We start from the raw sequence: 25,324 nt of genomic DNA on the forward strand, positions 1-25,324 counted from the left end.
TTAGACTTCCTCTATCTGACCGACATGCATCTTAAGTGTTCTTTGGCAACGTTGTGCAAGCTTAGGATCGTGTGTCACCAAAACTAACGTTGTGCCATGGGATGAGTTCAATTCAAACAACAACTCGACAATTTTGGCAGCAGTTTGTTGGTCTAGGTTGCCTGTGGGTTCATCGGCAAAAAGAATTTTTGGCTTAATCATAAATGCGCGCGCCAACGCGACCCTTTGTTGCTCACCACCCGATAGTTGAGACGGCAAGTGATCAAGCCTGTCTTTCAAGCCTACTGATTCAAGCAGAGCAGTCGCGCGTTCGATGTCTTCGTCTGCTCCCTTCAACAAACAAGGTAACGTGACATTTTGCAGCGCAGAAAGGCTTGGAATTAATAAGAAGCTTTGAAATACAAACCCTACCGATTCACTGCGGATCTTCGCTCTTGCCTCGTCATCAAGCTGTGAAAGTGGCTGTCCTAATAAACTGATTTCGCCTTTCGTTGGTACATCAAGACCAGCAAGCAGCGTCATTAAGGTCGATTTACCCGCGCCAGACGTGCCGACAATCGCGACAGTTTCGCCTTCACGAATATCGATATCGACGTGCTCTAGGATTGTTAAATGTTCTTGATTAGTAGACACTGTCTTCGAAACAGCTTCTGCTTTAATGATGGATGTATGCATGACTCGACTAATTTCCTTTTTATTCTTTATTTTATTTTCAACCGCTTCTTTGGCTCAAGATACCCGCTTAGATTCTAAGTTACTGGTCCTTGGTGATAGCCTGAGTGCTGGTTACAACATGGACATCAAACAGAGTTGGCCAAGCCTGTTACCAGACGCGTTAGCAAAGCATGACAAAACGGTAACCGTGGTTAACGGGAGTATTTCTGGTGATACAACGGGCAATGGTTTAGCCCGCCTACCACAATTGCTTGAAGAACATGCTCCAGACACCGTTCTTATCGAACTTGGTGCGAATGATGGACTTCGTGGTTTCCCACCTAAGCTGATGTCTGCAAATCTTGAGCAGATCATTGAGCAGATAAAAGCTGCGGGCGCCAAACCTATAATGATGCAGATTAAAATCCCACCAAATTACGGAAAGCGTTACAACCAGCAGTTTGAATACGTTTTTGCAGCGCTTGCTGATCAACAAAACGTGCCACTTTTGCCGTTTTTCCTAGAGCATATCATCCTCAAACCTGAGTGGATGATGAACGATGGACTGCATCCAAAACCAGAAGCTCAACCTTGGATTGCTGAATTCGTCGCCGAAGAATTATATCAGTATCTTTAAGTTTTAATGGTCTAGCTCAATAAATTTTACACAGCTTTACGTTAGCCTGAGTGCATATCACCGTTAACTGTAAGGTTATTTATGCTGATCGAACCTGTTATCAAGGGTGTGGTAGCCAAAAGCGCTCACCCTCTTGGCTGTCAAGAAGCCGTAAAGCAACAAATCAAGTTTGTTAAGAGTGCGCCGCAAATCAAAGATGGCCCTAAACGAGTACTGATTATCGGCGCTTCCTCAGGCTTTGGCCTTGCCGCTCGTATTGCCCTTACCTTTGGCGGCGCAAAAGCTGACACTATCGGCGTCTCATTCGAGCGCGGTCCAAACGAAAAATCCCTAGGTAGTGCTGGTTGGTACAACAACATCTACTTCAAAAAAGAAGCCGAACGAGAGCAACGCACTGCTATCAACATCGTTGGCGACGCATTTTCGCAAGAAACACGCTCACAAGTTGTCGAAGCCATTGAAACCTACTTCGAAGGTGAAGTGGATCTGATTATCTATAGCTTAGCTGCAGGCGTTCGTCCTAAACCAGATTCCGATGAGTTTTGGCGCTCTGCCATCAAACCTATTGGTGAAAGCGTAACTGGCGCAACCATTTCTCTGGAACACGACAACTGGGTCACCAACACGCTTGAAGCCGCGACGGAAGAAGAAGCCGAAAGCACACTCAAAGTGATGGGAGGCGAAGATTGGGAACAATGGATAGATGAGCTCATCAACGCAGAATCTATTGCTCCGGGTTGTAAGACAATCGCGTTTTCTTATGTGGGTCCAGAAGTCACACATCCTATCTATTTAGACGGTACATTGGGACGCGCTAAGATCGACCTTCACCAAACCAGCCACGCTCTTAATCTAGAGTTAGCTAACTTTGATGGCAACGCTTACGCGGCGGTATGTAAAGCCCTAGTCACTAAAGCGAGCGTTTTCATCCCTGGATTAAGCCCTTACTTACTTGCTTTGTATAAGGTGATGAAAGAGAAAGAGACCCACGAAGGTTGTATCCAACAAATGCAGCGTCTGTTTGGCAGAAAACTTTATGGTCAATCCAAAGTACCACTTGATGGTGAGCGATTGATCCGTATGGATGATTGGGAATTAGACCCAGAAACCCAAGCGCACGTAACTGAACTGCTAGAAAAGATGGACGAAAATAACTTCCAAACCTTAGGGGATTACCAAGGGTTTAAAGAAGAATTTCTACAATTAAATGGGTTTGCTCAACCATCGGTAGATTATAGCCAGAAACTTAATACAGAAGATTTTATAAAGTTAAAGCCTTAATCTAAAATTATCTCATTACTGAGACCCGGATTCACATTTGAAAACCTCTGCATAATTGCGGAGGTTTTTTCGTGCAACATTTCTTATACTTAGTTAACGTAAGATTCACAGTTTTCTTTGGTTCATCATAATTAACACAGGATGTGTTGATGCATTTAGCATAATTGACTCGGAGTCATATGAAGAAAATAAAAACTCTCGATTTAGATATCCCAGACGATATGGAGCACGGTTGGCAGAATATTGTCGATCTCTTAGCTCAAATTACTCAAGTGCCCGCAGCACTAATCATGCGTGTTCACGCCAATTACATTGAAGTTTTTTCAACCAGTCGTAGCGAGAACAACCCATACAACAAAGGTGATTCTGAAACGCTGGGGAATGGGCTGTACTGCGAAACAGTGATGGAAACTCAACGACAGCTTCTTGTGCCTAACGCGCTTGCCGATCCTAAGTGGGACAACAACCCAGACATCAAACTCGGCTTAGTCTCCTATTGTGGTATTCCATTACTTTGGCCTAACGGTGAACTGTTTGGCACCATTTGTATCTTGGACTCGAAAGAGAATCACTACACCCCTACTTATATCAAACTGTTAGAGAGCTTTCGGACTTCGATTGAATCTCAGCTTAAAACCCTATTCCAACACGCCAAGCTTACCCAAATGAATCGCGACCTAAAAAACCGCGTTTACAATCGCACTAAAGATCTCGCGAGCCTTAATTACTCGTTGAATCAAGAAATTGATAAACGAAAAGCGGCTGAACAGAAGATTAACTTCCAAAAGAATCACGACCTCGGCACCGGCTTTTTAAACCGAAACGCATTTGAATCTCGCTTAAACCACAAGCTACTGTCACAGAGAAGGCTGACAGACAGCTCATTTGCAGTCGTTCATATTGGTTTTACCAACGGTAGACGCATACAAGCACGCTACGGCTATAACGCGTTAGACCAAGTGCTTGTTGAATACCGAAAACGCATCGACTGTATTTCTGATATCGATGTATTAACTGCACGCCCTACTTCGGTTGACCTCGTATTGGCGTTTAGTGTTAAAGATTTACACCATCGCCTTGAAGAACTTTGCCAGACGCTCGTTAAAGTTGGTCATTCAGAATTCGACATCGAAAGTGACAAAGTGCATTTGCACGCGTTTATTGGGATTGCAATTACGAACGACGAAGATGACGCGGAAAGCATTCTGCAGAAATCTTCTGAAGCGATGTTAGCCTGCAAAGATTCAGGACAAAAGTTCGCTTACTACTCTCAATCCCATACCGAAGAACAAACTCACATTAATAAGATCGAAGGCTATTTGCTTCAAGCCGTTCGTAATGATGACCTTATGCTCTACTTTCAACCCAAAGTTAGCCCGTTGACGCATCGCTGGGTCGGTGCTGAAGCTTTGCTTCGTTGGCGACATCCTGTTTTGGGTGATATCTCTAACGAAACCCTGATCCACATGGCTGAACAAAACGGTTTGATTTTCGAAGTGGGCAGCTTTGTTTTACGCAATGCGATTGAAAAAGCCAAAGAGTGGTCCGAATACGTTGAAGATTTCAAGATGGCTGTGAATGTGTCTGCAATTCAACTCAAGAACGTACACTTTGCGGAACAAGTGGTTCACCTACTCGAAACCTATCATTTAGAGCCTCGTTTCTTAGAACTTGAAGTTACGGAGAGTGGACTGATAGCAGATGAAGTGGTTGCCAAGAATACCTTGGGATCTTTGCACGATATTGGCGTTACATTGTCACTAGATGACTTCGGTACGGGCTACGCCTCCTTCAGTTATCTGAAGAAGTTCCCATTCGACACCATTAAGATTGATAAGAGCTTTATCGACCAAATGCTCAACTCACACGAAGACTCGGAAATTGTTCGTTCTATTGTCCAAATTGCCAAAAAGCTCGACTTAAAAGTGACGATTGAAGGCATAGAAACGGAGGTTCAGGAGCAATTTATTATTAACGAAGGCTGCGATGTGGGCCAAGGTTACCTTTACGGAAGACCAATGCCGAGCCAAGAATTCGAACACAGCTTAATCAATCAAAACTATTTGGGGACAACTCGTTACGCTTAAAGCGAAAAAGAGCAGTTAGTTTTGGATTTAGGCCTACTTTCTCTTTACTCTAAAGGTGGTGATTTTTATAATCGCCGCCTTTCTGTTTTTATCTTTCCCCTTATATAGGCATTCCTCGTTATGGATCAGTTGACTGCAAAGCTTAAAAAGCTCGAAAAACAAAACTACCGTGCATATCAACAAATTAAAGGTCAATACGACTTTGCTGATTTTGAATTACACATCGACCACATCCAAGGTGACCCATACGCGTCAGCTTCTCGTTTTCGTGCAACGCGCGCGTGGTCTTTGACCGGGTTAGATTGGCTGAAAGAAAAATCTTACGAATACCAAGTAGCCGCTCGTGACTTTATCGCACGTAGCTTCTCTGAGTTCGCGAAACAAGAGTCGACCGTTTCTATCGCGCTGACGGGTCAAACCGTATTAGACAACACAGCTGTTGTATTCACAGACCACGGCATCGAAATTCGTTTCCGTATTAATTTACCAGCTGATGGTCGTAGCATTCTTGCTAAGAAAGCGAACAACATCATCACTTTCTACTTACCGAAGTTTATTCGTCGCGCGACGCTTGAGCGTGAGTTAAACATCGATGCAATGATCAAACATTGTGAAACGATTGAAGACCAAGAAGCGCTGCGTGCTCAATTGGATGAAAACAACCTAGCCGCTTTCGTTGCAAACGGCAGTGTGTTACCTCGTATCGCGGGTAACTGCGACCTTCCAATGAAAGACGCGGTACCTTTCGCGGCTCCAGAATCATTGAGTGTTACGTTAAATACTCCAAACCAAGGTGACGTGACCGGCCTAGGCATTCCAAAAGGCATTACGCTGATCGTTGGTGGTGGTTTCCATGGTAAATCGACACTGTTGAACGCCGTTGAACGTTCTATCTACAACCATATTCCTGGTGACGGTCGCGAAGGCATTGTAACTGCGATTGATACGATGAAGATCCGCGCTGAAGATGGTCGATGTGTGCACAGCTTGAACCTGTCAAACTACATCAACCATTTACCAATGCAGAAAGACACATCTGACTTCAGCACACAAGATGCGTCAGGTTCTACGTCTCAAGCGGCTTGGTTACAAGAATCGATTGAAGCCGGCGTTCAAACTCTACTTATCGATGAAGATACGTCAGCGACTAACTTCATGATTCGTGACGAGCGTATGCAAGCGCTAGTGTCAAAAGGCGATGAGCCAATCACACCACTTGTCGACCGCATTGGTCAGCTTCGTGAAGAGATGGATATCTCTACCATTGTTGTAATGGGTGGCTCTGGTGATTACCTAGATGTCGCGAACACTGTGATTCAAATGCACGACTACCAAGCGGTAGATGTGACTGAAAAAGCAAAAGACGTGATTGCTCAGCACCCTACTCAGCGTACTAACGAATGTGAAACTGCTTTAGAAACGTTTGTACCGCGTTCATTGAACCGTGCTTCACTGATGAACATTCTGACTGACGGTAAATTCCGTGTTAATGCTAAAGGCAAAGAGTCACTGCGTTTTGGTAAAGAGTTTGCAGACCTTTCTGCGCTTGAGCAATTAGAATCACCGTCTGAAGTGAATGCGATCGGTTGGGCTTGGTTCCAATTCGCACAAACTCCAGGTTGGTCAAACAACCCTGCTAAAGAGTTTAACGCTATTTTAGAAAACGAATGGCACGCTAACATGCCTAACTACGGTGACCTAGCGAAACCAAGAACGTTAGATGTGATGGCTGCTCTGAACCGTATGCGTAAATCTCAGTTCAAGCCTTCGAACTGATTTCGTTAAATATCAGATTTATTGTGCTTCTAGGTTTTTGAAGTTTTAATCTTCTAATTTACTAAAGCTTCTAAGCCACTAAATAAGCAAATTAACCTTCTACGGCTCTCATTCTGAGGGCCGTAAATTTATCTAACCTCTTTTGACCTAACCTCTAGTGTCGTCAAAACTCTTGAACTTTATAAATTCATAAAACCAATCTTTACATCAATTACTTATCATCTTTTGTAATGAGAAAATTAAAGGCACTGTTTACCGCCATCTAATGCTGTCGATCCCTCAAAACATGACACAGCTTTTACAAAACCCTAGTGATATTCAGATAAAGTCCCGATTCGACAAGTGTAACCAAATGTAACAGACCCTTGAGGCTTCAATGAATCATAAACGCGTTAAGATGCGTGACCATAAAATCGAAGTGAACCTATTCAAAAACCGCGTAATCGTCGCGTTTTGTGGGATCTTGATGTTCACTCTTGTCTTAGTCGGCAATCTATACCGACTTCAAGTTGAAAATTTTAAAAGCTATCAAACTCGTGCCGATGGCAACAGAATCAAAGTATTACCTATCGCCCCTACTCGTGGACTTATTTACGACCGTAACGGCGTGTTGCTTGCAGAGAACAAGCTTGTCTTTGATCTAACCATGATTCCTGAGCAAACCGATGATGTCGATGCAATGCTCACCAAGCTAGACAAATATGTCCCCCGTGATGCAGAGCAGATCGCTCGTTTCAAAAAACGCTATCACAACACCCGCCGTTTTAAATCTGTGACTATTCTAGAGAACTTAACGGAGGAAGAGATCGCCAAGTTCTCCGTGCACCAGTACCAGTTCCCCGGCTTATCTATCGATACCAGCTTAAAGCGTTTTTACCCGAATGGTGAGGTGCTTACCCATGTTCTTGGTTACGTGGCGCACATCAATGATAGCGATCTCAGAAAGCTTGAAGAACAAGGGATAGAAGCGAATTATCAAGCTACAACAATCATAGGAAAACTGGGTGTTGAACGTTATTACGAAGATATTCTGCACGGCACCAAAGGTTATCAAGAAGTCGAAGTAAACAGCCGTGGGCGAATAGTCCGAACCATTGAGTACGTGCCGCCAGTAGCTGGTAAAGATATCGTGTTAAATATTGACCTTGAGCTGCAAAAATACGTCTTTGAGCAACTTGATCACCGAACTGGAAGCGCGGTTATTCTCGATCCGAAAGACAACAGCGTGTTGGCGATGGCATCAAGCCCGAGTTACGACCCTAACCTATTTGTCGACGGCATTTCGAGTAAGAACTACCAACGTTTATTGAATGATCCGGCTCACCCGTTGGTTAACCGCACCACTCTAGGCGTTTATCCTCCTGCCTCAACCGTTAAACCATTTATGGCTGTGGCAGGACTGCAAGAACATGTCATCTCTGAAGATACCATCCGTAACGACCATGGCGTTTGGAGAATTCCTGGCTCTAAACGAAACTCTAAATCGTGGCGTGACTGGAAACGTTGGGGTCACGGACCTGTCGATGTCACTCAAGCCATTGAAGAGTCGGTAGATTCATTCTTCTATCAAACCGCTTTCGATTTGGGTATTGACCGAATTTCAAGTTGGATGAACCGATTTGGATTTGGTGAACCGACAGGCATTGATATCTATGAAGAAAGTACCGCCAACATGCCGACTCGAGAATGGAAGATGATGCGTTATCGCACCCCTTGGTATCAGGGTGACACAGTTCCGATTGGTATTGGCCAAGGTTATTGGACATCGACACCTATGCAACTTGCTAAAGCAACGTCAGTATTGGTTAATCATGGTAAGGTGATGCCACCTCATATCTTAAGAGCCACCTTAGATCATGGTGAAGATTTCAGTACACAACAACTTGTCGAACCGGAGCCAATGCCCTCAATCACCGAAGTACCGGATAGAATTTGGGATGTGCCAATCAATGCGATGCGACTCGTAAACCACGGCAGCCGAGGTAGCGGCAGGCGCGCATTTAAGGGAACTAGCTACACTAGCGGCGGAAAATCAGGTACGGCACAAGTCTTTGATCTTGCGAAAGATCAGGTCTATAACTCGAAAAAGTTGGCTAAGCATTTACTCGACCATGCGCTTTACACGGCTTTCGCACCTTATGAGCACCCTGAATATGTCGCGACGGTGGTCATTGAACACGGTAACGGCGGTTCAAAAGTCGGCGCGCCATATATCCGTAAAGTACTCGATTATGCGTTTGAGCATAAAAGTGGCCAAAACAAAGATAACTCCTAATACCAAGAAAGCCCCACTCTAGATTCATAGTATGGGGCTTTTTATTTTAGAGTTGCATTAGACGTAGACGTAGCTAGAGACTTCGTTAGGTTACGAGCTTCGTAATACATTCCATGCTTCACAGAGCGTCTGAAATTTCGCCGTATTTCCCTCGTCCCGATCTGGATGCCAGCGCAAAGCCAATTGTCGCCAGCGCTTTCTAATTTCATGGTGTGTCGCGTCTAAAGGTAACTCAAACAGGTTCAATGCTCGACTTCGATCCATATCGAGTTCATCACCACCCACATACTTTCTATACCGAGTCCAAAATTCGTTCAACAGCCTTTTGACTTCACCTTCATCCGCTTCATAGTTAACCCAATTAATGTAGTATTCTCGAAGTGGGTCTTGATGATCGATGCTGTGACTGCTTCCGTGATAACGACCATTCATCAATTCGATGTCCATCGCTTGGACTTGGAGCCAACCATCTGGGTGTAAGGTTTCTTGAAGCTGATAAAGCGCATTCATGATAAGGAAGTTCTTTTTAAACAACTCTTTCTCAGGCACAGCATCCAACACTGGCACAAACCCAAGATCGTTCAGATGAGCTGCCAATGTGTGTACTTTCCATCCGCTTGGCTTTTGCTTAAGCACTTCCATTATCGGCCAAAGCAATGGGTTTTCCATATGGCAATGAAAGTTTGCTCTCACATCTTGATAATTCGACATAGTTGACTCAGTTAGCTTCTCTGAATTAATGGATTTCTAGAACTGTGGATACTATAAGTAACCTGTTTCGCATCCGTTGCGTATCTTCTTTAATTGAAAGCGATTTTCTAAGATTTGTCGAGCTTAAGGACAAACAACTTTCTAACGTTTGGCTTAAAGGCACCTTTTATCGTCAAAACTGAGTACCATTTCGTTGAATACAACCGTTAGTAATAAAGCCGCAATTCTTTGGTACGGATACAAAAAAGGTCAGCGACTTAGCTGACCTTTCACATCTATCCCAATTTTAGGGACGAAGCATTGAACTGACTAGATAACGCCAAGCTCTCTTAGACGTTCCATTAGGTATTCGTTTGCTGTGTACTTTTCAGATAGCACTACTTCTGGTTTCGGGTGAAGGAATAGAGGCAAAGAGATACGAGACTTCTCTTGGCGTTCACCTGATGGGTTGATTACACGGTGAGTTGTCGATGGGAAGTAACCACCAGATGCTTCTTGAAGCATGTCACCGATGTTGATGATCATGTTACCGAAGTCACATGGAACATCTAGCCACTCGTCATTTTGAGCTTTAACTTGAAGGCCCGGCTCGCTTGCAGCAGGAAGAACCGTCAGTAAGTTGATGTCTTCGTGTGCCGCAGCGCGGATTGCACCTGGCTCTTCATCACCTTGCATTGGTGGGTAGTGAAGAACACGAAGCAGAGTCTGTTCACTGCCGTTGATCATTTCTGATAACGCTATAGAGAATTTATCTTGTACTTCTTTAGGAGCATGAGCTTCAACCCAACCTAGCAGCTCTTGAGCAAAAGCATTCGCACGTTGGTAGTAATCTAGAATCTGTTCTTTCAGCTGTTCAGGGATTTGGCCCCAAGGGTATACGTGAAAGTACTCTTTGATGTCTTTTACAGTGTGGCCTTTAGCAACTTCAGACACTGAAGGTGGAAAATATCCATCTTGTGTTTCAACATTAAAGTGGAAGTTCTCTTTTTCTTCAGAGATGAAGAATTGGTACCAGTTTTCGTAAATTGACTCAACAAGCTCTTTCGGGATTGGGTGGTTCTTAAGAACACCAAAACCAGTTTCACGTAGAGAGCGAACAAATTGTTCTGCTGCGTCGTCAGCAAGGTAATCGACAGTTTCCAGTTTCATGACTTTCTTTCTTGTTATGTAGTAATAGAGCGATTTTAAGGATCGCTTTGTTGTAAATCAAACTTTTGTGAAACTCTAGCAACCGTTTGTCTAGATACTGGGCGATAACACCACTTTTCAACAAATCTGGTGATTAAGACCCAATTGAACACTGTTCATTATTGTGTAACACTATTAAAAACTTCGACGAGAGATCTTGATATGACAATCACGCCACTTGCTCAAAATCGACCATTGCTGTCATTGACGACGCTGTATCTGACTGTGTTTCTATTTTCAGCGTTCGCTCCCTCTTCAAGAGCGGTATGGATTGCCGAAATTGTCCCAGCGCTTGCGATATTGGTGGGAATCTGGTGGTTATCAACAAAGCTCACCTTCACTAAGACAGCTTACGTTTTAATGTTTATCTGGCTAATTTTGCATACGATAGGCGCGAAATATACCTTCGCAGAAGTGCCATTTGATTGGTTCAACAACATGATAGGTTCTGAGCGTAATAACTTTGATCGTGTCGCGCATTTCTCAATTGGCCTTTATGCTTACCCACTCGCTGAGTACTTGATTCGTAAAAAACTGGCTCAACCGGTGCTGGCATGTTTCTTTGCGCTATTTGCGATCATGAGTGTGGCTGCAGGTTATGAAATTATCGAGTGGTGGTACGCGGAGATTGCAGGTGGTGATGAAGGTATCGCGTTCCTTGGCTCACAAGGTGATATTTGGGATGCACAGAAAGATATGCTGTGTGATACCACAGGCGCAATTGTTTCGCTATTACTTCTTAAGCTTCAAGGGCGTGTCAGAGCTTACTGAGCTCAATTCTTTACTCTGAGTATCAAAAGCAACGTTGAAATGCCACACACAAACTGCGCTGTGGCATTTTTAGTTTCAGCATTGTTTGCTCGTTTTAATGTGACACGTTATTTCATCGTTACCTTGCCACCAACAAACTTGTAGGCTGGCGTACCTCGAACCAAAGTGTCTCGCGCAAATTCAATCCCGCATTCAGGGCACACACATGGTTTTTTCGTGAAATCTTCAACGATACGCTCCTTAAAACATTTCACGAGTGCACCTTTGCCACCTTTCCGATACTTAAAAAGCTGCGTTTTGCATTTGGCACAGAAAATCTGAACCGTCTTGGTCGGTTGTTTCTTGTTTGGTTTAGCCATAGAAGTTAATGATTGAACTCTTTATTTCTTAAGTTTAGGTGCGACAAGAACCAAGCTTATCCCAAGAAGTATAACGGTTGATGAGACTATAAATTGCATAGTGACAGGTTCAGATAACAGTAATACGCCACCAAGTGTCGCGATAACTGGAACAGAAAGCTGTGCAATAGACGCAACCACGGTATTCAGTTTTTTCACTACGTAATACCACAAACTATAACCGATACCAGAAGCCACAGAGCCCGATATAACCGCGTAAATCAAACCTTGCTCAGTGATAGACACTTGCGTTAATGCATTAGGTATTAAAACTAATAAGCTCAATGCCACAAGGATAACTAGCGAGCTGAATCCAAAGTTAGCGGTGGTCGATTGCAGTGCGTTTGACGATTTCTTTCCTGCCAATGTGTAAATGCCCCACCCAATTCCGGCCAGATACATCAAGATAATAGAAACTAAGTCGGGTGCTTGAGTCGATTCCGTTGGCATTAACAAATAAACAAGCCCTGCCACAGATAACAAACACCCGCCCCACTCAATGAGCGACATTCTGTTTCCAGAAAACAGGTGCGCGGCAATCATCGTAAATTGCACTGCGACAAACAACACCAGAGCACCAAGACCTGCGCCGAGCTCTAAGTAAGCAAACGAGAAACCAAACATATACACGAGCAGTGACAGTATTGACGTGAATTGAAACTGTGATTTTAACCTTGTGTATAGCGATGTGTTGTTTGTTAACACACGTCTAGCTTTAGATTGGGAAGACAAAGTTAATAAAATCAGAAGCGTAAGCGCACCAGATAAGATGCGAACGATCGAAAAGCTCAAAGGATCGATCGTTTGATCCATTAAGGCCCAGCGACACAAAACTGAATTCGCAGCAAATGCCACCAGCGTAATAAATGTAACCATCAGAGTTTGCATCGTTTTTCCTAAATGAGTTATTTGGTCCTAATTGAGTTTTCTTGGATTTCAATCAACGTCAGGCTTCACCCAAACTTGGCTAAAGTCGAACCAACCTAATGCATTACATTTCGCGTTTTGCAACGTACCACATTGATCTTTATTAACGCCTAACCAGCAATGGAACATCGGGATCAATTGATTGCTTTGGACCAGTTGTTTACCTAACTGTCGTGCTGGGAATTGCTCGAATTCACCAGAACGCCAACGGTCAATCATGTAACACCATTGGTCGAAGTCCTCTGCCGGGCTAGATTCATCAAGAAAACTGTAGTCCATTAACCAGCCAGCCAAGGCGTCGTCTCTGTTATTGGCGATGCCCATAGGGTTAATCCAAACATCAACATCATCGGCGTGCGGAGGATCGGTTTCGTAACCGTAAAGATCAACATCGACGTTGTATTGCTTCAGCACCGTGACAATCGCCTTTGCAAGCGTTGGGAACATTGGGTGTTGGCATTGATACGCTAATCTTATGGTAGGCTTCGAATCTGCTGGTGGACAAACGGGCACTTTTAACTTTATGTCATACCAACCGGGTTTTATCCCATAAGCGTGTAACACGCCCAAATCGATAACAGTCTCTTTTGGAATATGAACAAACAGATCCGCCGCATTCAACGCGTTAGATAAAAACTGTGCCCATGCGGGATCTTGTGCAATACCTTTCTTTCTATTGAGCAGTAAATACGTGCAGCCAGGATCGAGTTCTACTTCATCGCTATCGCCACGGTCGGCCATAACAGGCTTAGATAGGCTTGGGTAAACCATTGAAGAATAAGCCTCATCCACCACCCAAACTTCAACGCGATCAATTAACGGTCTAAAACCAAAGTACCCATTAAAAGCGGTTAACACGAGTTGTTTCTCGTCGTTCTTTTCAATGCGATAAGGTCCCGTTCCAATCGGTCGAATATCGTAGTCTTCACCACGTAAAGTGATCGGTAATGTGACTTTAGCGACCGATTCCGTTAGTGCGAGGGGAAAATACTTGTCTGGACGTGTGAGAAAAACATCTACTACACAATTTGCAGGTGAAGAGACATCTTTGATATGCGAAAACATGTTGAGAGGTTCGAGTGCAAGCAGTGTATCCACAACATGATTGGTTAACAGAGGTTCCCCGTTATGGAAACGAACACCGGGTCTCAAGAAGAATCGCCATTGGTAATCGCTAATCTGCTGCCACGAGTGCGCAAGATCAGGCTGGAGCTGATCGTTTTCATCCAAACGCGTTAGACCACTGAAGACTTGGCAGGCGATGTGTTGCTCTGAACGACGCATAGACTTTGTCGGATTAAGCATGGATAGCGGACGGTAATAAGGCAAACGAATAACTTGTTCGCCTTCTTGATACTGTACACCCAAGTAGTTTTGAATAACTTGGGTGAGTTTGGCAGCATTGTGATCAAGCACTGACAGCGCCTGTCCAATTTTGCCTTCTTGTAAATAGCGTCTTGCTAGGTTCTCGCTGACATCACAACGATTCTGTTTAAAGATAAGTTGAGATAACTTCCCTCGACCAGCTGCAGGTAACCATTCTACCCACCCTTCTTCTTCAAGCTTGTTGAGTACCATTCGGGCATTACGACGGGTACAACAAAGCACATCCGTGATGTCGTCGAGTTGAACATCAGAATCTTTACCATCGAAGTATTCAAACAGGGTTTCAAATTGAACGCGAAGTCTTGGGCTGCTCATAAAGAGGAAAACTTATTCAAAGGACATTGAATTCAGTTTCCCTATTTTATGGCGTAAAATCAATATTACGGACACGATTTTATTGTGAATTATTGAGTACGACATCCTAAGGTGTTATTCAATTTGAAGGGTTAAGTGCTTTTACAGTAAAGGATTACATCACATCGCAGCCAATTTCATTGGCGATTTCACGGAGCTGCTGTTCATCGTCTAGTTTTATCGACCATTTACACTCAGAACCGTTGGCTGAAATGACATTTGCCCCTTTTCCAATCAGTTGAATTGCGTCAACTTGAGCTTGCAAAGTGACTCTATGCTCACCATCTAAACGAACAACCAACTCATGTGCGGTTGCGATGACTTTTCCACTTTTAAACGTTATGACCATGGGCTTCTCGGGTTACTTCTTTAAATACGAATTGCTTGTTCTAAGTACTGATTACTTCTTCTAAAGACAAAACCAGCGTACGACTGCCTAGTCTGTTATCGCTTATGTTTCTTCACGGCAATAGTTAAGCGGCTGGTACAAACTAAGCGTTGACGATCATCAGTGATATTGATCTGCCATACTTGAGTAGAGACGCCCAAGTGAATAGGCTCAGCAGTACCGATGACGTGTCCTTCACGCATTGACCTTACGTGGTTCGCATTGATATCGAGCCCAACGCAATAATAGCCTTCTGGTACGCAGAAGTTTGCAGCCAATGAGCCAAGCGTTTCTGCTAGCACAACCGATGCGCCGCCATGAAGCATACCCAGTGGTTGGTGCGTAAAATGACAAACCGGCATGGTTGCCACCAAAGAGTTGTCATTTACTTCGGTGTAAACAATGTTGAGGTGTTCAATTAAGGTATTTTTTGAGGTCGCGTTGAAGGTATCTAGGTCAACGGGCTTTTTCCAAATACTCATGTGGGTTCCTTAATTATTGATCTTGTTATCGCGTGCATAGCTTTTTTCTATATTACTGGCTGTTAGTTATCTTACAGCCCTTAGTTATTACGCAAGTTGATGTTAACATGCATAAAAACCGAATACACAGAGGATATTGTATGACGTCATGGATGAAGTTTGCCTCGCTTCTCACACTTGCAGGCCTAACCGCGTGTAGCGCTTCTCCGACAGGCAGAAACCAATTGCTGCTTTTTTCAGATAAAGACATGTCTCAGCTTGGAGCACAGTCTTTTGAACAAATGAAAAAAGAACAACCCATCAGCAAAGATGCCAAAACTAACGCTTATGTACAGTGCGTAGCGAACAGCATCACTCAATATATTCCTAAACAAGGTTTTAGTGAATGGGAAGTTGTTGTGTTTGATAGTGATCAAGTGAACGCATTCGCCCTACCTGGCGGAAAAATCGGTGTATACACAGGGTTACTCAATGTTGCAGTAAACCAAGACCAACTCGCGACGGTTATCGGTCACGAAGTGGCACACGTTTTAGCGGACCACAGTAATGAGCGCCTTTCTCAGTCTCAAATCGCTAATACGGGCTTATCTATTACTAACGTTGCGTTAGGTGCATCAGAATACAAACAGTATCAAGGTATGACGATGGCCGCGTTAGGGTTAGGCGTTCAATATGGCGTTATTCTACCGTATGGGCGAACTCAAGAGTCTGAAGCCGATGTTGTTGGTTTAGAGTATATGGCTCAAGCAGGTTTCGATCCAAACCAAAGTGTCAACTTGTGGCAAAACATGGCGAAAGCATCAGGGGGTAATCAACCGCCAGAGTTGCTTTCTACGCACCCTTCCCACAGTACGCGTATTAAAGATCTACAAGCAACGATAAAAACGCTTCCTCAATCAGGTTCACCAAGACCAAATTGCAAAGCGTAATCTAAGTAAGAATCGCCTAGCTGGTGTAAATACAAAAATGCCCTATCCATATTGGTTAGGGCATTTTCAGTTTCTTGCTTGCTAACAGTTCAAGTGCACTAAGCAGCTGGATAATTCCAACAACAGAAACTCACTCGTTAAGTACCAAGAATTTGTAATGGTAGGCTTAATAGCTGATCACCAGTCGATGCAAAATACCAGATAACACCAATCAAACTGCTCACTAAACCTACATACCAAACGAACGACACGACTTGCCCGTATTTGTCTAACGGTAACAAGTGACTGTGATGACGTCCTTTCCATTCAAACAGTATTTCAACACTGCCCATGATCAATAAGAAACCAAACAGGGTTAAATTCAACTGATAACTCAATACCACACCAGCAACGGCAGCCGCGACACAAAGTACAATGCCAAGCACACTGTTCATCGAGAAACTGATACTTTTAAGAACATGTCCGCCATCGAGAGGCAAAATCGGCAATAGATTGAACAGGTTTAATAGAGCATTAAATACTGCAAGGCCGGCAAAGAACATTTCGCCAGTCGCCCAATACAGCACCATAAATACTAACGACAATATCAGGCCGAACAATGGCCCCATGATTGAGATAACCACATCTTGCCAACGCGTATTAATCTTTTCATCGGATAACGCCAAGCCACCAAGAAATGGTATCAAATAGATCCCTTTGGTTTTCATGCCGAAGTATTTCATCGCTCTAATATGACCGTACTCATGGAACATTAAACAGGCGATTAAGGCCAAAGCGAACTGAATTGAAAACAACCATGAATAGGCCGCTAAACTCGCAGAAGCAAGTACGACCTTGATTAGCTTGGCGCTTTTAAGGGCTTTCATACCAAGCGACACCAACCCAATTAAGCTAAAACGCTTCTCTGTTTTAGGAGCGACAACAGGAGTTTGTTGTTCAATATCTTTGGTGTTTCGATTGCCTTCGGTAATGGTTTGCCCATTCACCGACGCTTTATACGTCATCTCAAACGGTTGCCACTGAACGGTCGATTCAACGTGACACTGCAACGTTTCTTCGCCAGCGCATAGTGTAAATTCGTGTTTTCGGGCGTCTTCTTGGTCTGTGGTCGCATCTAATTGAGATACCAAAGTGTTATCCCAATACAACTGTTGCCACCCTGCCATTGATCCTTCTAAACGAAGCGGTTTACCAAGAAACTCTATCGCGAGTAATTCCAAACTTAAAATTCCAATTTAATGACTTCTAACGAGTGTCGATATTATGCCGATTTAGCGAATGGTGGTAAACAGAAACAAAGTTGTTACATATTGAGCTATTGAACACTATTTATACCGCAACGATGCATAAACACTCTGGTCACACCTCCAACCATGAATAAATTATTGATTATACTTATATTATCGATGTTAAAGTGCCGCCCCTTTAAAACATAACCTCACAAAATAACAACTCTTTCTTTGACTTTATATAAAACATGAATTTAACATGCCATTTACATTAGAGCTTCAACACCAAAAATGCTCAGTGTGTTTTCAAACCAAAATAACGAAATTCGATGCCCTAGGAGGGTCAAGGATGAAAACAATACAACGCTCTCTCGTTTCACTTTCAGTACTATTTGCATGTAACTCACTTGCGGCTGGTTTCCAAGTTGCTGAGCATTCTGCCTCAGGTCTTGGTCGTGCCTTTTCAGGTGAAGGTGCAGTAGCTGATAACGCGAGTGTACTAGCGAGAAACCCCGCCGCAATGACCCTATTTGATACAGCCCAATTTTCAGGCGCGGTTTCTATCGTTGATCCAGAGGTGGATATTACTCAAAACAATGTTCCAGGTTCAGGCGGACAGAGCCAAGTATCCAAAGACGTAGCGCCACTGCAAGTCGTCCCTGCTGCTTACTACATCAGCCCAATCAACGATAAATGGGCTTGGGGTATCGGTATGTTCTCTAACTATGGAGTTGCTACCGATTACCCAGATGATATTTATGCGGGTGATCTTGCTGGTGATACTTCACTGATATCAGTAAACGTAAACCCTAATGTCGCGTATCGTATTAATGATCAATTTAGTGTCGGTGCGGGTGCAAACCTTGTTTACGCAGAAGCTGAACTTAATCGTCACCAAGGCTCTATCTCTAACATTACTGGTGACTCTGCCTCTACAAAACTGATCAGCATGACAGGCGAAACATTTGCATTTGGTTGGAACGTGGGCGCGTTATATGAACTGAATGAAAACAACCGATTCTCTATCGCTTATCGTTCAGAGGTAGACCTCGACTTTGATGACGGTGACTTTACTGATTACACGGGCAGCATCGTGGAAGGCAGTGCTACGACAACAACAGGACGTCTAAAAATCACGTTGCCTTCGATTATTGAAATTTCAGCTTTCCACCAATTGACCGACCAATGGGCAATTCACTACGGGTGGCAACAAACTGGGTGGAGTAGCTTCAAAGAGCTTAAAGCGACAAGTTCAGATTGTGTAAGTGGCGAGTGTTTTAAAAAGACCGAAGACTACGACGACAATAACCGTTACTCACTGGGTGCAACTTATCAGTTAAACCAAGAATGGACCTTAAGAGCTGGTTTAGCTTATGACGAGCAAGCTGGTGAAGCGACGTTGAGTATTCCTGATAGCGACCGTTTCTGGTACAGCGCAGGTTTAACTTACCAGTACAGCCCTAACCTTTCCTTCGATGCTGGTTTTGCCCTTGTACAAAGTAAAGATGGTGACTTCAAAGAAACTAATGAACTAGGACAAGAACTTGAATTCTCTGGTGATGCAGTCGCTTACCTATCTGCAATTCAAATGAACTACACCTTCAACTAAACGGAATTAAAACATGAAAAAGTTATTTAATGTTTCGCTGCTCGCTTCAGCAATGTTTCTTGCTGGTTGTGGTAATGACTCTTCGAGTTCAGGTGCGTCAACAGCGATTCAATATGAGCAATACATTCAAGATTCACTCGGACAAGCGACGAGCATCAAGTTTCAATTAACGGGTGCTGATATTGCAGTTCCTCTTCCTAGTTTCGCGTTGATGGATGCTAGCGACGGTACACTTGGCTTGCCGACTGGCGGTGATGACTCATTAACCAACCCTATCGCAGCAATGAATACAATGGATGGCTGGTCAACTTCAATGCCAATTATCATGGACTTTGAAGGTACTGGCTTAGCTGACGGTGTAGCTACTGGTGGGGTTTACCTATTAAAACTTAGTGGCTCACTCACATCTGAAACTGCACCTAGTGTCGCTGGAATATTGACTTTAGGCGTTGATTTCAACGTTCTATCTAGTGCCTCAACTGACACCTTCACAATTGTGTTCAATGATTCCTTAGATGCTTCAAGTGAATACGTGTTGGCGCTGTCAAATGAACTCACGGATATTAATGGTGATCCTGTTGGCATGTCGGCAAGTTATGCTGCACTGAAATCTAGTGCGGTAACGTACACCGAAGGTAGCCTAGCTCAAGCACAACAAGTCACTCAAGGTGTTGAAAAGATCTTTGCTGGAGCGACGGCTGCAGGTGCTATTAACCTTGATACTGAAAACATCATTTATTCGACGTGGTTTACGACTGAGTCTATAGGTGATTCCCTTTTCGCTACCAAAGCGGCAACAGCTACAGGGTTGGCTGCAGCAAACCTCAATAGCGTTTGGGCAGGTAGCGCAAACCCTAACTCTGTTGACTTGTCGACAGCTTATGCGATGCAGTTTGGAACGTCAGAACCTTTCAAAGATGCACTTAGCGGTGACACTGATTTTGATAAGTATATTGGTGGTGGCGACGCGACTAAGATTACAAAAGCAAAAGTAGCCATCGAGACGATGTATGATGCTTCAGGTGCTAACGTCAATGTTAGCCAAGGGTTCGTTCAACTTCCTCATTACTTAGAGAAAGGCAGTAATGAATGGAACTCTCAACCTTTTGAATCGGGCATGCCGAGCCTTGCCAAAGTTTCAAATGCTTTAAGCGATAGCGCAGAACAAGCCAATATGGCTGCTCAATTAGTTGCTGCTGGTATCGACACCAGTGTCTTAGCGACAAGCCAAACAGAACAACTTAAACTGGTAGGTTTGAACCTTACACTAGCTGATGGCTCTTCGCTTGATAGCGAAAGAGTTATTACGAAATACTCTCCTGTTCCTCAAGTTAAGTCATTAGAAAATGTAGAGTTCTTGTTATTTACTAAGAATGGGGCAACACCAAAAAACGTTGTTATCTATCAACATGGTATTACCTCTGCTAAAGAGAATGCTTATGCGTTTGCTTATAACTTAGTGGGCGATGATACAGCGGTTCTAGCAATAGATTTACCAATCCACGGTACACGTAGTCTAGATGATACACGCTCAGCAAATGCAAACGTCTTAGCTTATTTAAACCTAACTAACTTGCCAGTAGCGCGCGATAACGTTCGACAAAGTGCGTTAGATGTAATGGGCTTGAGAGCTTCGTTAACCGCTTCTTTGCAAGCTGGTTTACTTGCTAGTTCACCTTTGAGTGCATTTAATCTAAATACAGGTTCACAGGTTAAATTTTTAGGTCACTCTTTGGGCGGTATTGTTGGAACGACAGCTGTTGCTGCCTCTAACCGTACGTTAGGTAGTCCAACGGCTGATGCTCTGTATTCGTTTAGTTCGGCAGCTTTTGAAAACTCTGGCGGTCAAATATCTAACCTTCTACTCGGTTCTACGGAGTTTGGTCCTCAGGTTAAACACAATGTTGCGTTGAGCGCTTCAACGGAATACGCGAGTTTCGCAAGTGCGACCTGTTCCAATCTATCAGACAAAATCTGCTATGAAACGTTTGAAAGCAATGCAACCACTGCACAATTAGCAGTGATGACGGCAGCATTTCAGCAATTCGCGTATGCAGCTCAAACCGTGTTAGATACCATAGACCCGTTCACTAACGCTGTCCACCTGTTAAGCTCTGGTTCACCTGTACTACCTATTTATATTGGGCAAGTTCAAGGCGATGATACAGTACCTAACTCTGTAGCAAGCGCTCCATTCGCGGGAACAACACCGTTGGCAACCAAGCTTAACCTAACTGTTGTTGATTCAAGTAGTGCGACACCTAGCAGTGCCGGAACTAACGAATTTGTGAAATTTAACAATGTTGCAGCGCACAGTACCTTTGTTATCCCACAAGACGATACAACACCATTACCTTTAGATTCCGCTCACCATGCAGAAATGCAGGCACAAGCAAAAGATTTCTTGGTAAACAACAAATTGAGTACAGTGTCCAACGCAGCCTCTGTATTGGAATAATAACGAGCTCTAAATGAAACCAAATGCCAGCCTAACCGCTGGCATTTTTGTCTCTGTCGTTCGAACAAGTCCCCTAGTTGACCGTTTGCATAAAACTTTAAAACACAAATGGTTGATCTCAGCTAAAATTAATCAAGACAGAATACCGTACGACCTCTTTCTTTATTGTAAATAAAGTGGATAATAGCCCCGTAATTTAATACCTAATAAATGTGAGTCCATTATGTCTTCTGAAGCTACTATGCTAGAACGCTGCCAATCTAAATGTGAACTATGTGGTTCTGATTCTTCTCTTACTGCATACGCAGTGCCGCCACACAGCCACGTAACAGTGGATCACGGCATCATGGTATGTGACAAATGTCTTGGTGAGATTGACGATCCTAAAGATATCAACCACTGGCGTTGTCTGACTGACAGCATGTGGAGCCAGGAAGCGCCAGTTCAAGTAACGGCATGGCGTCAACTTACTCGTCTGAACACAGAAAGCTGGGCTCAGGACGCGCTAGACATGATGTACCTTGAAGAAGAAACATCAGTTTGGGCACAAATCGGCATGTCTGCTGATGACAAGCCTCTTGATGTGAATGGCGTTGAACTTAAGAAAGGTGACGACGTAACAGTAATCAAAGACCTGCCAATCAAAGGTACTAACCAAGTGATTAAGCAAGGTACTGTTATTCGTGGTATCAGCGTTGGTGACGATCCTAAGCTTGTTTCTGGTAAAACAAACGGCGGTCAATCAATGTACGTAATCGCTGAGTTCTGCCGTAAGAAGTAATCTTACTGTAAGAAAGTGATAGAAAACGAAAAGGCGCTAATTAGCGCCTTTTTTCTTGGAAAAATTTAACCTATTCCGTTGTTCTAGAAACCACTGCCTACGTTAAAGTAGATAGCGCGTTCTTCATGGCTTTGCGCATAATCCATCCCAAGGTGCAAACCGTAACGTCTCGCGATTTGGTATCGAAAGCCGACACCTCCGGCATTGACGGTACTGTCGTGGCTTATGCCGTTATCTTGCTTTGCAACCCCTGAACCGTAAAACCCAGACACCTTCCAACGATGAGTGATGCTATACGTCAATTGGCCTTGGATTGTTTCAATCTCATCTCCTTGGTACCGATAAGATGACACCCCGCGTAACGACACGTACGGTTTCGCTGTGGGTGATACAAACAGGTCTTGCTGTTCGAAGCTTTGATAATTTGCAGCCAAGCCTAACGTCCATTTATTGGTAATTGGGATATAGGCTTCGCCATCTATGTTCAAATTTCGGTAATTGTAATCACTGCCAATCGCATCGTCGTACACCATGTAATCTGCAGACAATTTGTAACCTTTGGTTGGATAAAATAAATTATCTCTTGTGTCATATTCAGCCTCCAACCCTAAACCAGAAGTAACCGATTCGTTACCCAAAATTCGGTCTAAAACCATGTTATCAAATTCAATCTCAGACTTAGCTAATAACTGCTTTATTCCCAACATCCAAGGCGTATGCCCAATCCGGAACTGCACCTTTTGTGAAAGTACGGCTACCGAAGTTGACGTGCCTATTCTAAGGTCATGATCTATGGGGCCCCAGTTGATTGATGTGTACAAATCCAAATTCGCAACACCAAAGCCGCCGCCTCCTGTGTAACGAATGGAATCATTCATCCAAGATCGTCTATGGCCACCAAATACAAACCAAGTTTCGTTCTCTGTCCCTACTGCGCCCACTACTGACATTGCTGAGGGTACTAACTGCGCACCACCATCTATGGCAGAAAGAGCAGCTTGCTTTCTTTGTCGCTTTTCCTCATCCGTCTCATGTAAAAACAAACCAGCCACACCGCCGCCGTACCCCACCGCAGGCTCGGTAATCAAAATTGGGATAGGCAAAAAGCCATATGCGTTTTCCGCAAGGTGATGCCCCATATCAAATTGACCATCAACAGGATCATAAAACGATGCGAAAGAAGATGTTGTAAATAAAAAGCAGGAAAAAAGAGCAAAGCCGCCGCAGCGATTCATAAGATTGGCCTCAATAAAAAAGGCCGGGTAATAAAACCCGGCCGAAAGTTTGCTTCCTTGCAATAAACATAGAAATTAAACACTTATTGCCAATAAAGGGGTCCTTAATCGACAAGGTTAGAATAGGTCAAACTGTGGTATTGCCCTACTCTCATATGGAGGATCTAGCCCTACAAAATCAAATCATTCTAAAGATGACAAATACGAAAAAGGCTCATATAAATGAGCCTCTGTGAACAAGTAAACTGTGTTATTGGTTCATTAATCTCGCTTTAGCAATCGCTCTACGTTTTCTTTGATAACTGATAATACTGATGACTTAACTTCGCTAATTTGTTTAGAATGAGGGCACCATAGTGCAAAGCCAAATTTAAATCCTTGTTCCATTTCAGACGATTGTATAGGTTCGATGTCGTAATGCGAAAATTCAGAATGAGCGAACGTTTTTGGTAGAAGTGCCCATCCTAGACCTGCTTCAACCATTTTGATAACTAGCGCTAATTGGTCGACTTCTTCATTGTCAGAACTAACGGTTATTTTTTCGGACATTCCTTCTTCAATGAAGGATTTTAAGACAAACTGCTTCGCATTTCTTAGCGCTAAAAGTACATCTTCTTTTGCCAAAGATGAAAACTCACCATTTTTTTGAACGAAAGGAAAAAATTCTATATGGCCTAAAAAGGTGGCATCAAAACTGTGTATTCCACGACTGTCATGCACGTTGACCAATCCAAAATGATACTCACCGCTCTGAAGGCCTTGCTTAATGTCTTTTTTATTTCGTACAAGAAAATTCACTCGCATCATCGGGAAATCACGACGCAACTTCTTTCGAATATCCACAAGGATTTGATGAGGTATCACACTTGAATAAGCAAAAGTAATGTTTTCCAAACCGCCATAAGACAAGCTCAAGGCTACCTTGTCGAAAGTGCGTGCCTGTTCAATCGTTTGCTTAGCGTAGTGGTAAAGAAGATGACCATCTTCTGTCGGCTTTACAGAGCGTCCAACCCTTTCAAATAGGCTTACCGCGAGTTGGTCTTCAAGGTTAGTTATAACCTGCCCGATTGTCGTTCTGTGCTTGTTAAGCTTGACTGCTGCCTTGCTGAAAGAGAGTTGGTCATAAACGGTAACGAACGCGAGAAGTTGTTCAATGCTGAAATTCATGTTGTTGTGCTTACTTTTAATCGTTATGTATTTAAATTATCACAGGTTGGCGAAATATCTACTTTGTCAGAATAATATTAGTGAAAATAATTCCTCAATTTGAAACAAAAAAACCTACGTAAGCTAGTAGGTTTTATCGTTGATGTCAAACGAATAACTTAAATGTATTCGATAACTCGAGCTAGATAGTTAAAGTCCCCAGAATCACCGTGGTAATTACGGTAAACATCGACACTGAAATATCTAGGTTGGTCCACTTGAATATGCTCAGCAATTCGCTGCTCGATGGATTCTAGAGTTTCACCTGTTTGCGAGTAAATGTATTTCTTGGTGGTCTTTTGAAGCTGGCGTTCTTTAGCTTCTTTGTGTGTGACGTAATTGTTCACGTCAACCCACTGACCAATGTAGTCAATCTCCACGTAGTCTGAATTTTCTTCAACCATGAACAACGCCGCTTCTTGTTGAACGTCGGCCAGTTGTAGCATGTCGTTATCGACTTTTTGCTGTTCCATTGAGGTCACATTTTGTGCCATGGCAGCGCTAGACGTTGCCATGATAAGTAGCGCTAAAGCTGTTTTATTCATTTTACGATATCCCTAAA

At 43.4% G+C, this 25,324-nt stretch carries 22 protein-coding genes; 10 read left to right on the forward strand and 12 right to left on the reverse strand.

Annotated features, from left to right (window positions below; genetic code table 11):
- The gene (locus AB4133_RS07985) at positions 1-675 is read right to left on the reverse strand and encodes an ABC transporter ATP-binding protein (protein ID WP_017067780.1); all 675 of its coding nucleotides are present in this window, start codon (positions 673-675) and stop codon (positions 1-3) included.
- Between AB4133_RS07985 and AB4133_RS07990 the strand changes: the two genes are divergently transcribed.
- The 5 genes from AB4133_RS07990 (at position 674) to mrdA (ending at position 8,710) form a co-directional block, all read left to right on the forward strand.
- Complete coding sequence (locus tag AB4133_RS07990; RefSeq protein ID WP_017060079.1) at positions 674-1,291, forward strand: arylesterase; 618 nt, start codon at positions 674-676, stop codon at positions 1,289-1,291. The genes AB4133_RS07985 and AB4133_RS07990 overlap by 2 nt on opposite strands.
- 81 nt (positions 1,292-1,372) lie before the next feature.
- Positions 1,373-2,572, forward strand: a complete 1,200-nt coding sequence (gene fabV / locus AB4133_RS07995) for an enoyl-ACP reductase FabV (protein WP_372224185.1) — start codon at positions 1,373-1,375, stop codon at positions 2,570-2,572.
- 179 nt (positions 2,573-2,751) lie between these two features.
- The gene (locus AB4133_RS08000; RefSeq protein WP_017060077.1) at positions 2,752-4,659 is read left to right on the forward strand and encodes a GGDEF and EAL domain-containing protein; all 1,908 of its coding nucleotides are present in this window, start codon (positions 2,752-2,754) and stop codon (positions 4,657-4,659) included.
- 120 nt (positions 4,660-4,779) lie between these two features.
- Positions 4,780-6,435, forward strand: a complete 1,656-nt coding sequence (locus AB4133_RS08005) for an ABC-ATPase domain-containing protein (RefSeq protein ID WP_017060076.1) — start codon at positions 4,780-4,782, stop codon at positions 6,433-6,435.
- A gap of 376 nt (positions 6,436-6,811) precedes the next feature.
- Positions 6,812-8,710 (forward strand): penicillin-binding protein 2, encoded by a 1,899-nt coding sequence (gene mrdA, locus AB4133_RS08010; protein ID WP_372224186.1) that lies wholly within the window; start codon positions 6,812-6,814, stop codon positions 8,708-8,710.
- A 90-nt stretch (positions 8,711-8,800) separates the two neighbouring features.
- On the opposite strand, the gene AB4133_RS08015 is transcribed toward mrdA, so the two are convergent.
- Both AB4133_RS08015 and AB4133_RS08020 read right to left on the reverse strand, forming a co-directional pair.
- Positions 8,801-9,421, reverse strand: coding sequence for a DNA-J related domain-containing protein (locus tag AB4133_RS08015; RefSeq protein WP_372155569.1), 621 nt, complete (start codon positions 9,419-9,421; stop codon positions 8,801-8,803).
- A gap of 309 nt (positions 9,422-9,730) precedes the next feature.
- Positions 9,731-10,570, reverse strand: a complete 840-nt coding sequence (locus AB4133_RS08020) for an isopenicillin N synthase family oxygenase (RefSeq protein WP_136974601.1) — start codon at positions 10,568-10,570, stop codon at positions 9,731-9,733.
- A gap of 201 nt (positions 10,571-10,771) precedes the next feature.
- Between AB4133_RS08020 and AB4133_RS08025 the strand changes: the two genes are divergently transcribed.
- The gene (locus AB4133_RS08025; RefSeq protein WP_017067299.1) at positions 10,772-11,380 is read left to right on the forward strand and encodes a DUF2238 domain-containing protein; all 609 of its coding nucleotides are present in this window, start codon (positions 10,772-10,774) and stop codon (positions 11,378-11,380) included.
- Positions 11,381-11,487: 107 nt separating this feature from the next.
- On the opposite strand, the gene AB4133_RS08030 is transcribed toward AB4133_RS08025, so the two are convergent.
- From AB4133_RS08030 to AB4133_RS08050, 5 genes are all read right to left on the reverse strand, one after another.
- Positions 11,488-11,739, reverse strand: coding sequence for a hypothetical protein (locus AB4133_RS08030; protein ID WP_065584968.1), 252 nt, complete (start codon positions 11,737-11,739; stop codon positions 11,488-11,490).
- A gap of 21 nt (positions 11,740-11,760) precedes the next feature.
- Positions 11,761-12,666: a DMT family transporter gene (locus AB4133_RS08035; protein WP_136974602.1), complete on the reverse strand. Its 906-nt coding sequence runs from the start codon at positions 12,664-12,666 to the stop codon at positions 11,761-11,763.
- 48 nt (positions 12,667-12,714) lie between these two features.
- A complete protein-coding gene (locus tag AB4133_RS08040; protein WP_102394480.1) occupies positions 12,715-14,406 on the reverse strand; it encodes an SgrR family transcriptional regulator in 1,692 nt (563 codons plus the stop codon).
- A 154-nt stretch (positions 14,407-14,560) separates the two neighbouring features.
- Positions 14,561-14,794, reverse strand: coding sequence for a DUF3389 domain-containing protein (locus tag AB4133_RS08045; protein WP_017064605.1), 234 nt, complete (start codon positions 14,792-14,794; stop codon positions 14,561-14,563).
- A 95-nt stretch (positions 14,795-14,889) separates the two neighbouring features.
- The gene (locus AB4133_RS08050; RefSeq protein ID WP_017060067.1) at positions 14,890-15,315 is read right to left on the reverse strand and encodes a hotdog fold thioesterase; all 426 of its coding nucleotides are present in this window, start codon (positions 15,313-15,315) and stop codon (positions 14,890-14,892) included.
- A 140-nt stretch (positions 15,316-15,455) separates the two neighbouring features.
- Between AB4133_RS08050 and AB4133_RS08055 the strand changes: the two genes are divergently transcribed.
- A complete protein-coding gene (locus tag AB4133_RS08055) occupies positions 15,456-16,244 on the forward strand; it encodes a M48 family metallopeptidase (RefSeq protein ID WP_102320824.1) in 789 nt (262 codons plus the stop codon).
- A 137-nt stretch (positions 16,245-16,381) separates the two neighbouring features.
- On the opposite strand, the gene AB4133_RS08060 is transcribed toward AB4133_RS08055, so the two are convergent.
- Complete coding sequence (locus tag AB4133_RS08060; RefSeq protein WP_372224187.1) at positions 16,382-17,464, reverse strand: site-2 protease family protein; 1,083 nt, start codon at positions 17,462-17,464, stop codon at positions 16,382-16,384.
- Between the two features lie 358 nt (positions 17,465-17,822).
- Between AB4133_RS08060 and AB4133_RS08065 the strand changes: the two genes are divergently transcribed.
- From AB4133_RS08065 to AB4133_RS08075, 3 genes are all read left to right on the forward strand, one after another.
- Positions 17,823-19,082, forward strand: coding sequence for an outer membrane protein transport protein (locus AB4133_RS08065; RefSeq protein WP_372155781.1), 1,260 nt, complete (start codon positions 17,823-17,825; stop codon positions 19,080-19,082).
- A gap of 13 nt (positions 19,083-19,095) precedes the next feature.
- Positions 19,096-21,540, forward strand: coding sequence for a VolA/Pla-1 family phospholipase (locus AB4133_RS08070; protein WP_372224188.1), 2,445 nt, complete (start codon positions 19,096-19,098; stop codon positions 21,538-21,540).
- A gap of 223 nt (positions 21,541-21,763) precedes the next feature.
- Positions 21,764-22,321 (forward strand): PhnA domain-containing protein, encoded by a 558-nt coding sequence (locus AB4133_RS08075; RefSeq protein WP_017060062.1) that lies wholly within the window; start codon positions 21,764-21,766, stop codon positions 22,319-22,321.
- Positions 22,322-22,404: 83 nt separating this feature from the next.
- Here AB4133_RS08075 and AB4133_RS08080 read toward each other — a convergent pair whose 3' ends face one another.
- The 3 genes from AB4133_RS08080 to AB4133_RS08090 all read right to left on the reverse strand — a co-directional run bounded on the left by AB4133_RS08080 (position 22,405) and on the right by AB4133_RS08090 (position 25,307).
- Positions 22,405-23,556: a BamA/TamA family outer membrane protein gene (locus AB4133_RS08080; protein ID WP_017064610.1), complete on the reverse strand. Its 1,152-nt coding sequence runs from the start codon at positions 23,554-23,556 to the stop codon at positions 22,405-22,407.
- 261 nt (positions 23,557-23,817) lie between these two features.
- Positions 23,818-24,723, reverse strand: coding sequence for a LysR family transcriptional regulator (locus AB4133_RS08085; RefSeq protein WP_372058309.1), 906 nt, complete (start codon positions 24,721-24,723; stop codon positions 23,818-23,820).
- Between the two features lie 158 nt (positions 24,724-24,881).
- A complete protein-coding gene (locus AB4133_RS08090; protein ID WP_017060059.1) occupies positions 24,882-25,307 on the reverse strand; it encodes a hypothetical protein in 426 nt (141 codons plus the stop codon).
- Between the last annotated feature and the right edge of the window lie 17 nt (positions 25,308-25,324).

It is taken from the genome of Vibrio sp. 10N.286.52.F8, from assembly GCF_041468745.1.
Taxonomy (GTDB): Bacteria; Pseudomonadota; Gammaproteobacteria; order Enterobacterales; family Vibrionaceae; genus Vibrio; species Vibrio crassostreae_C.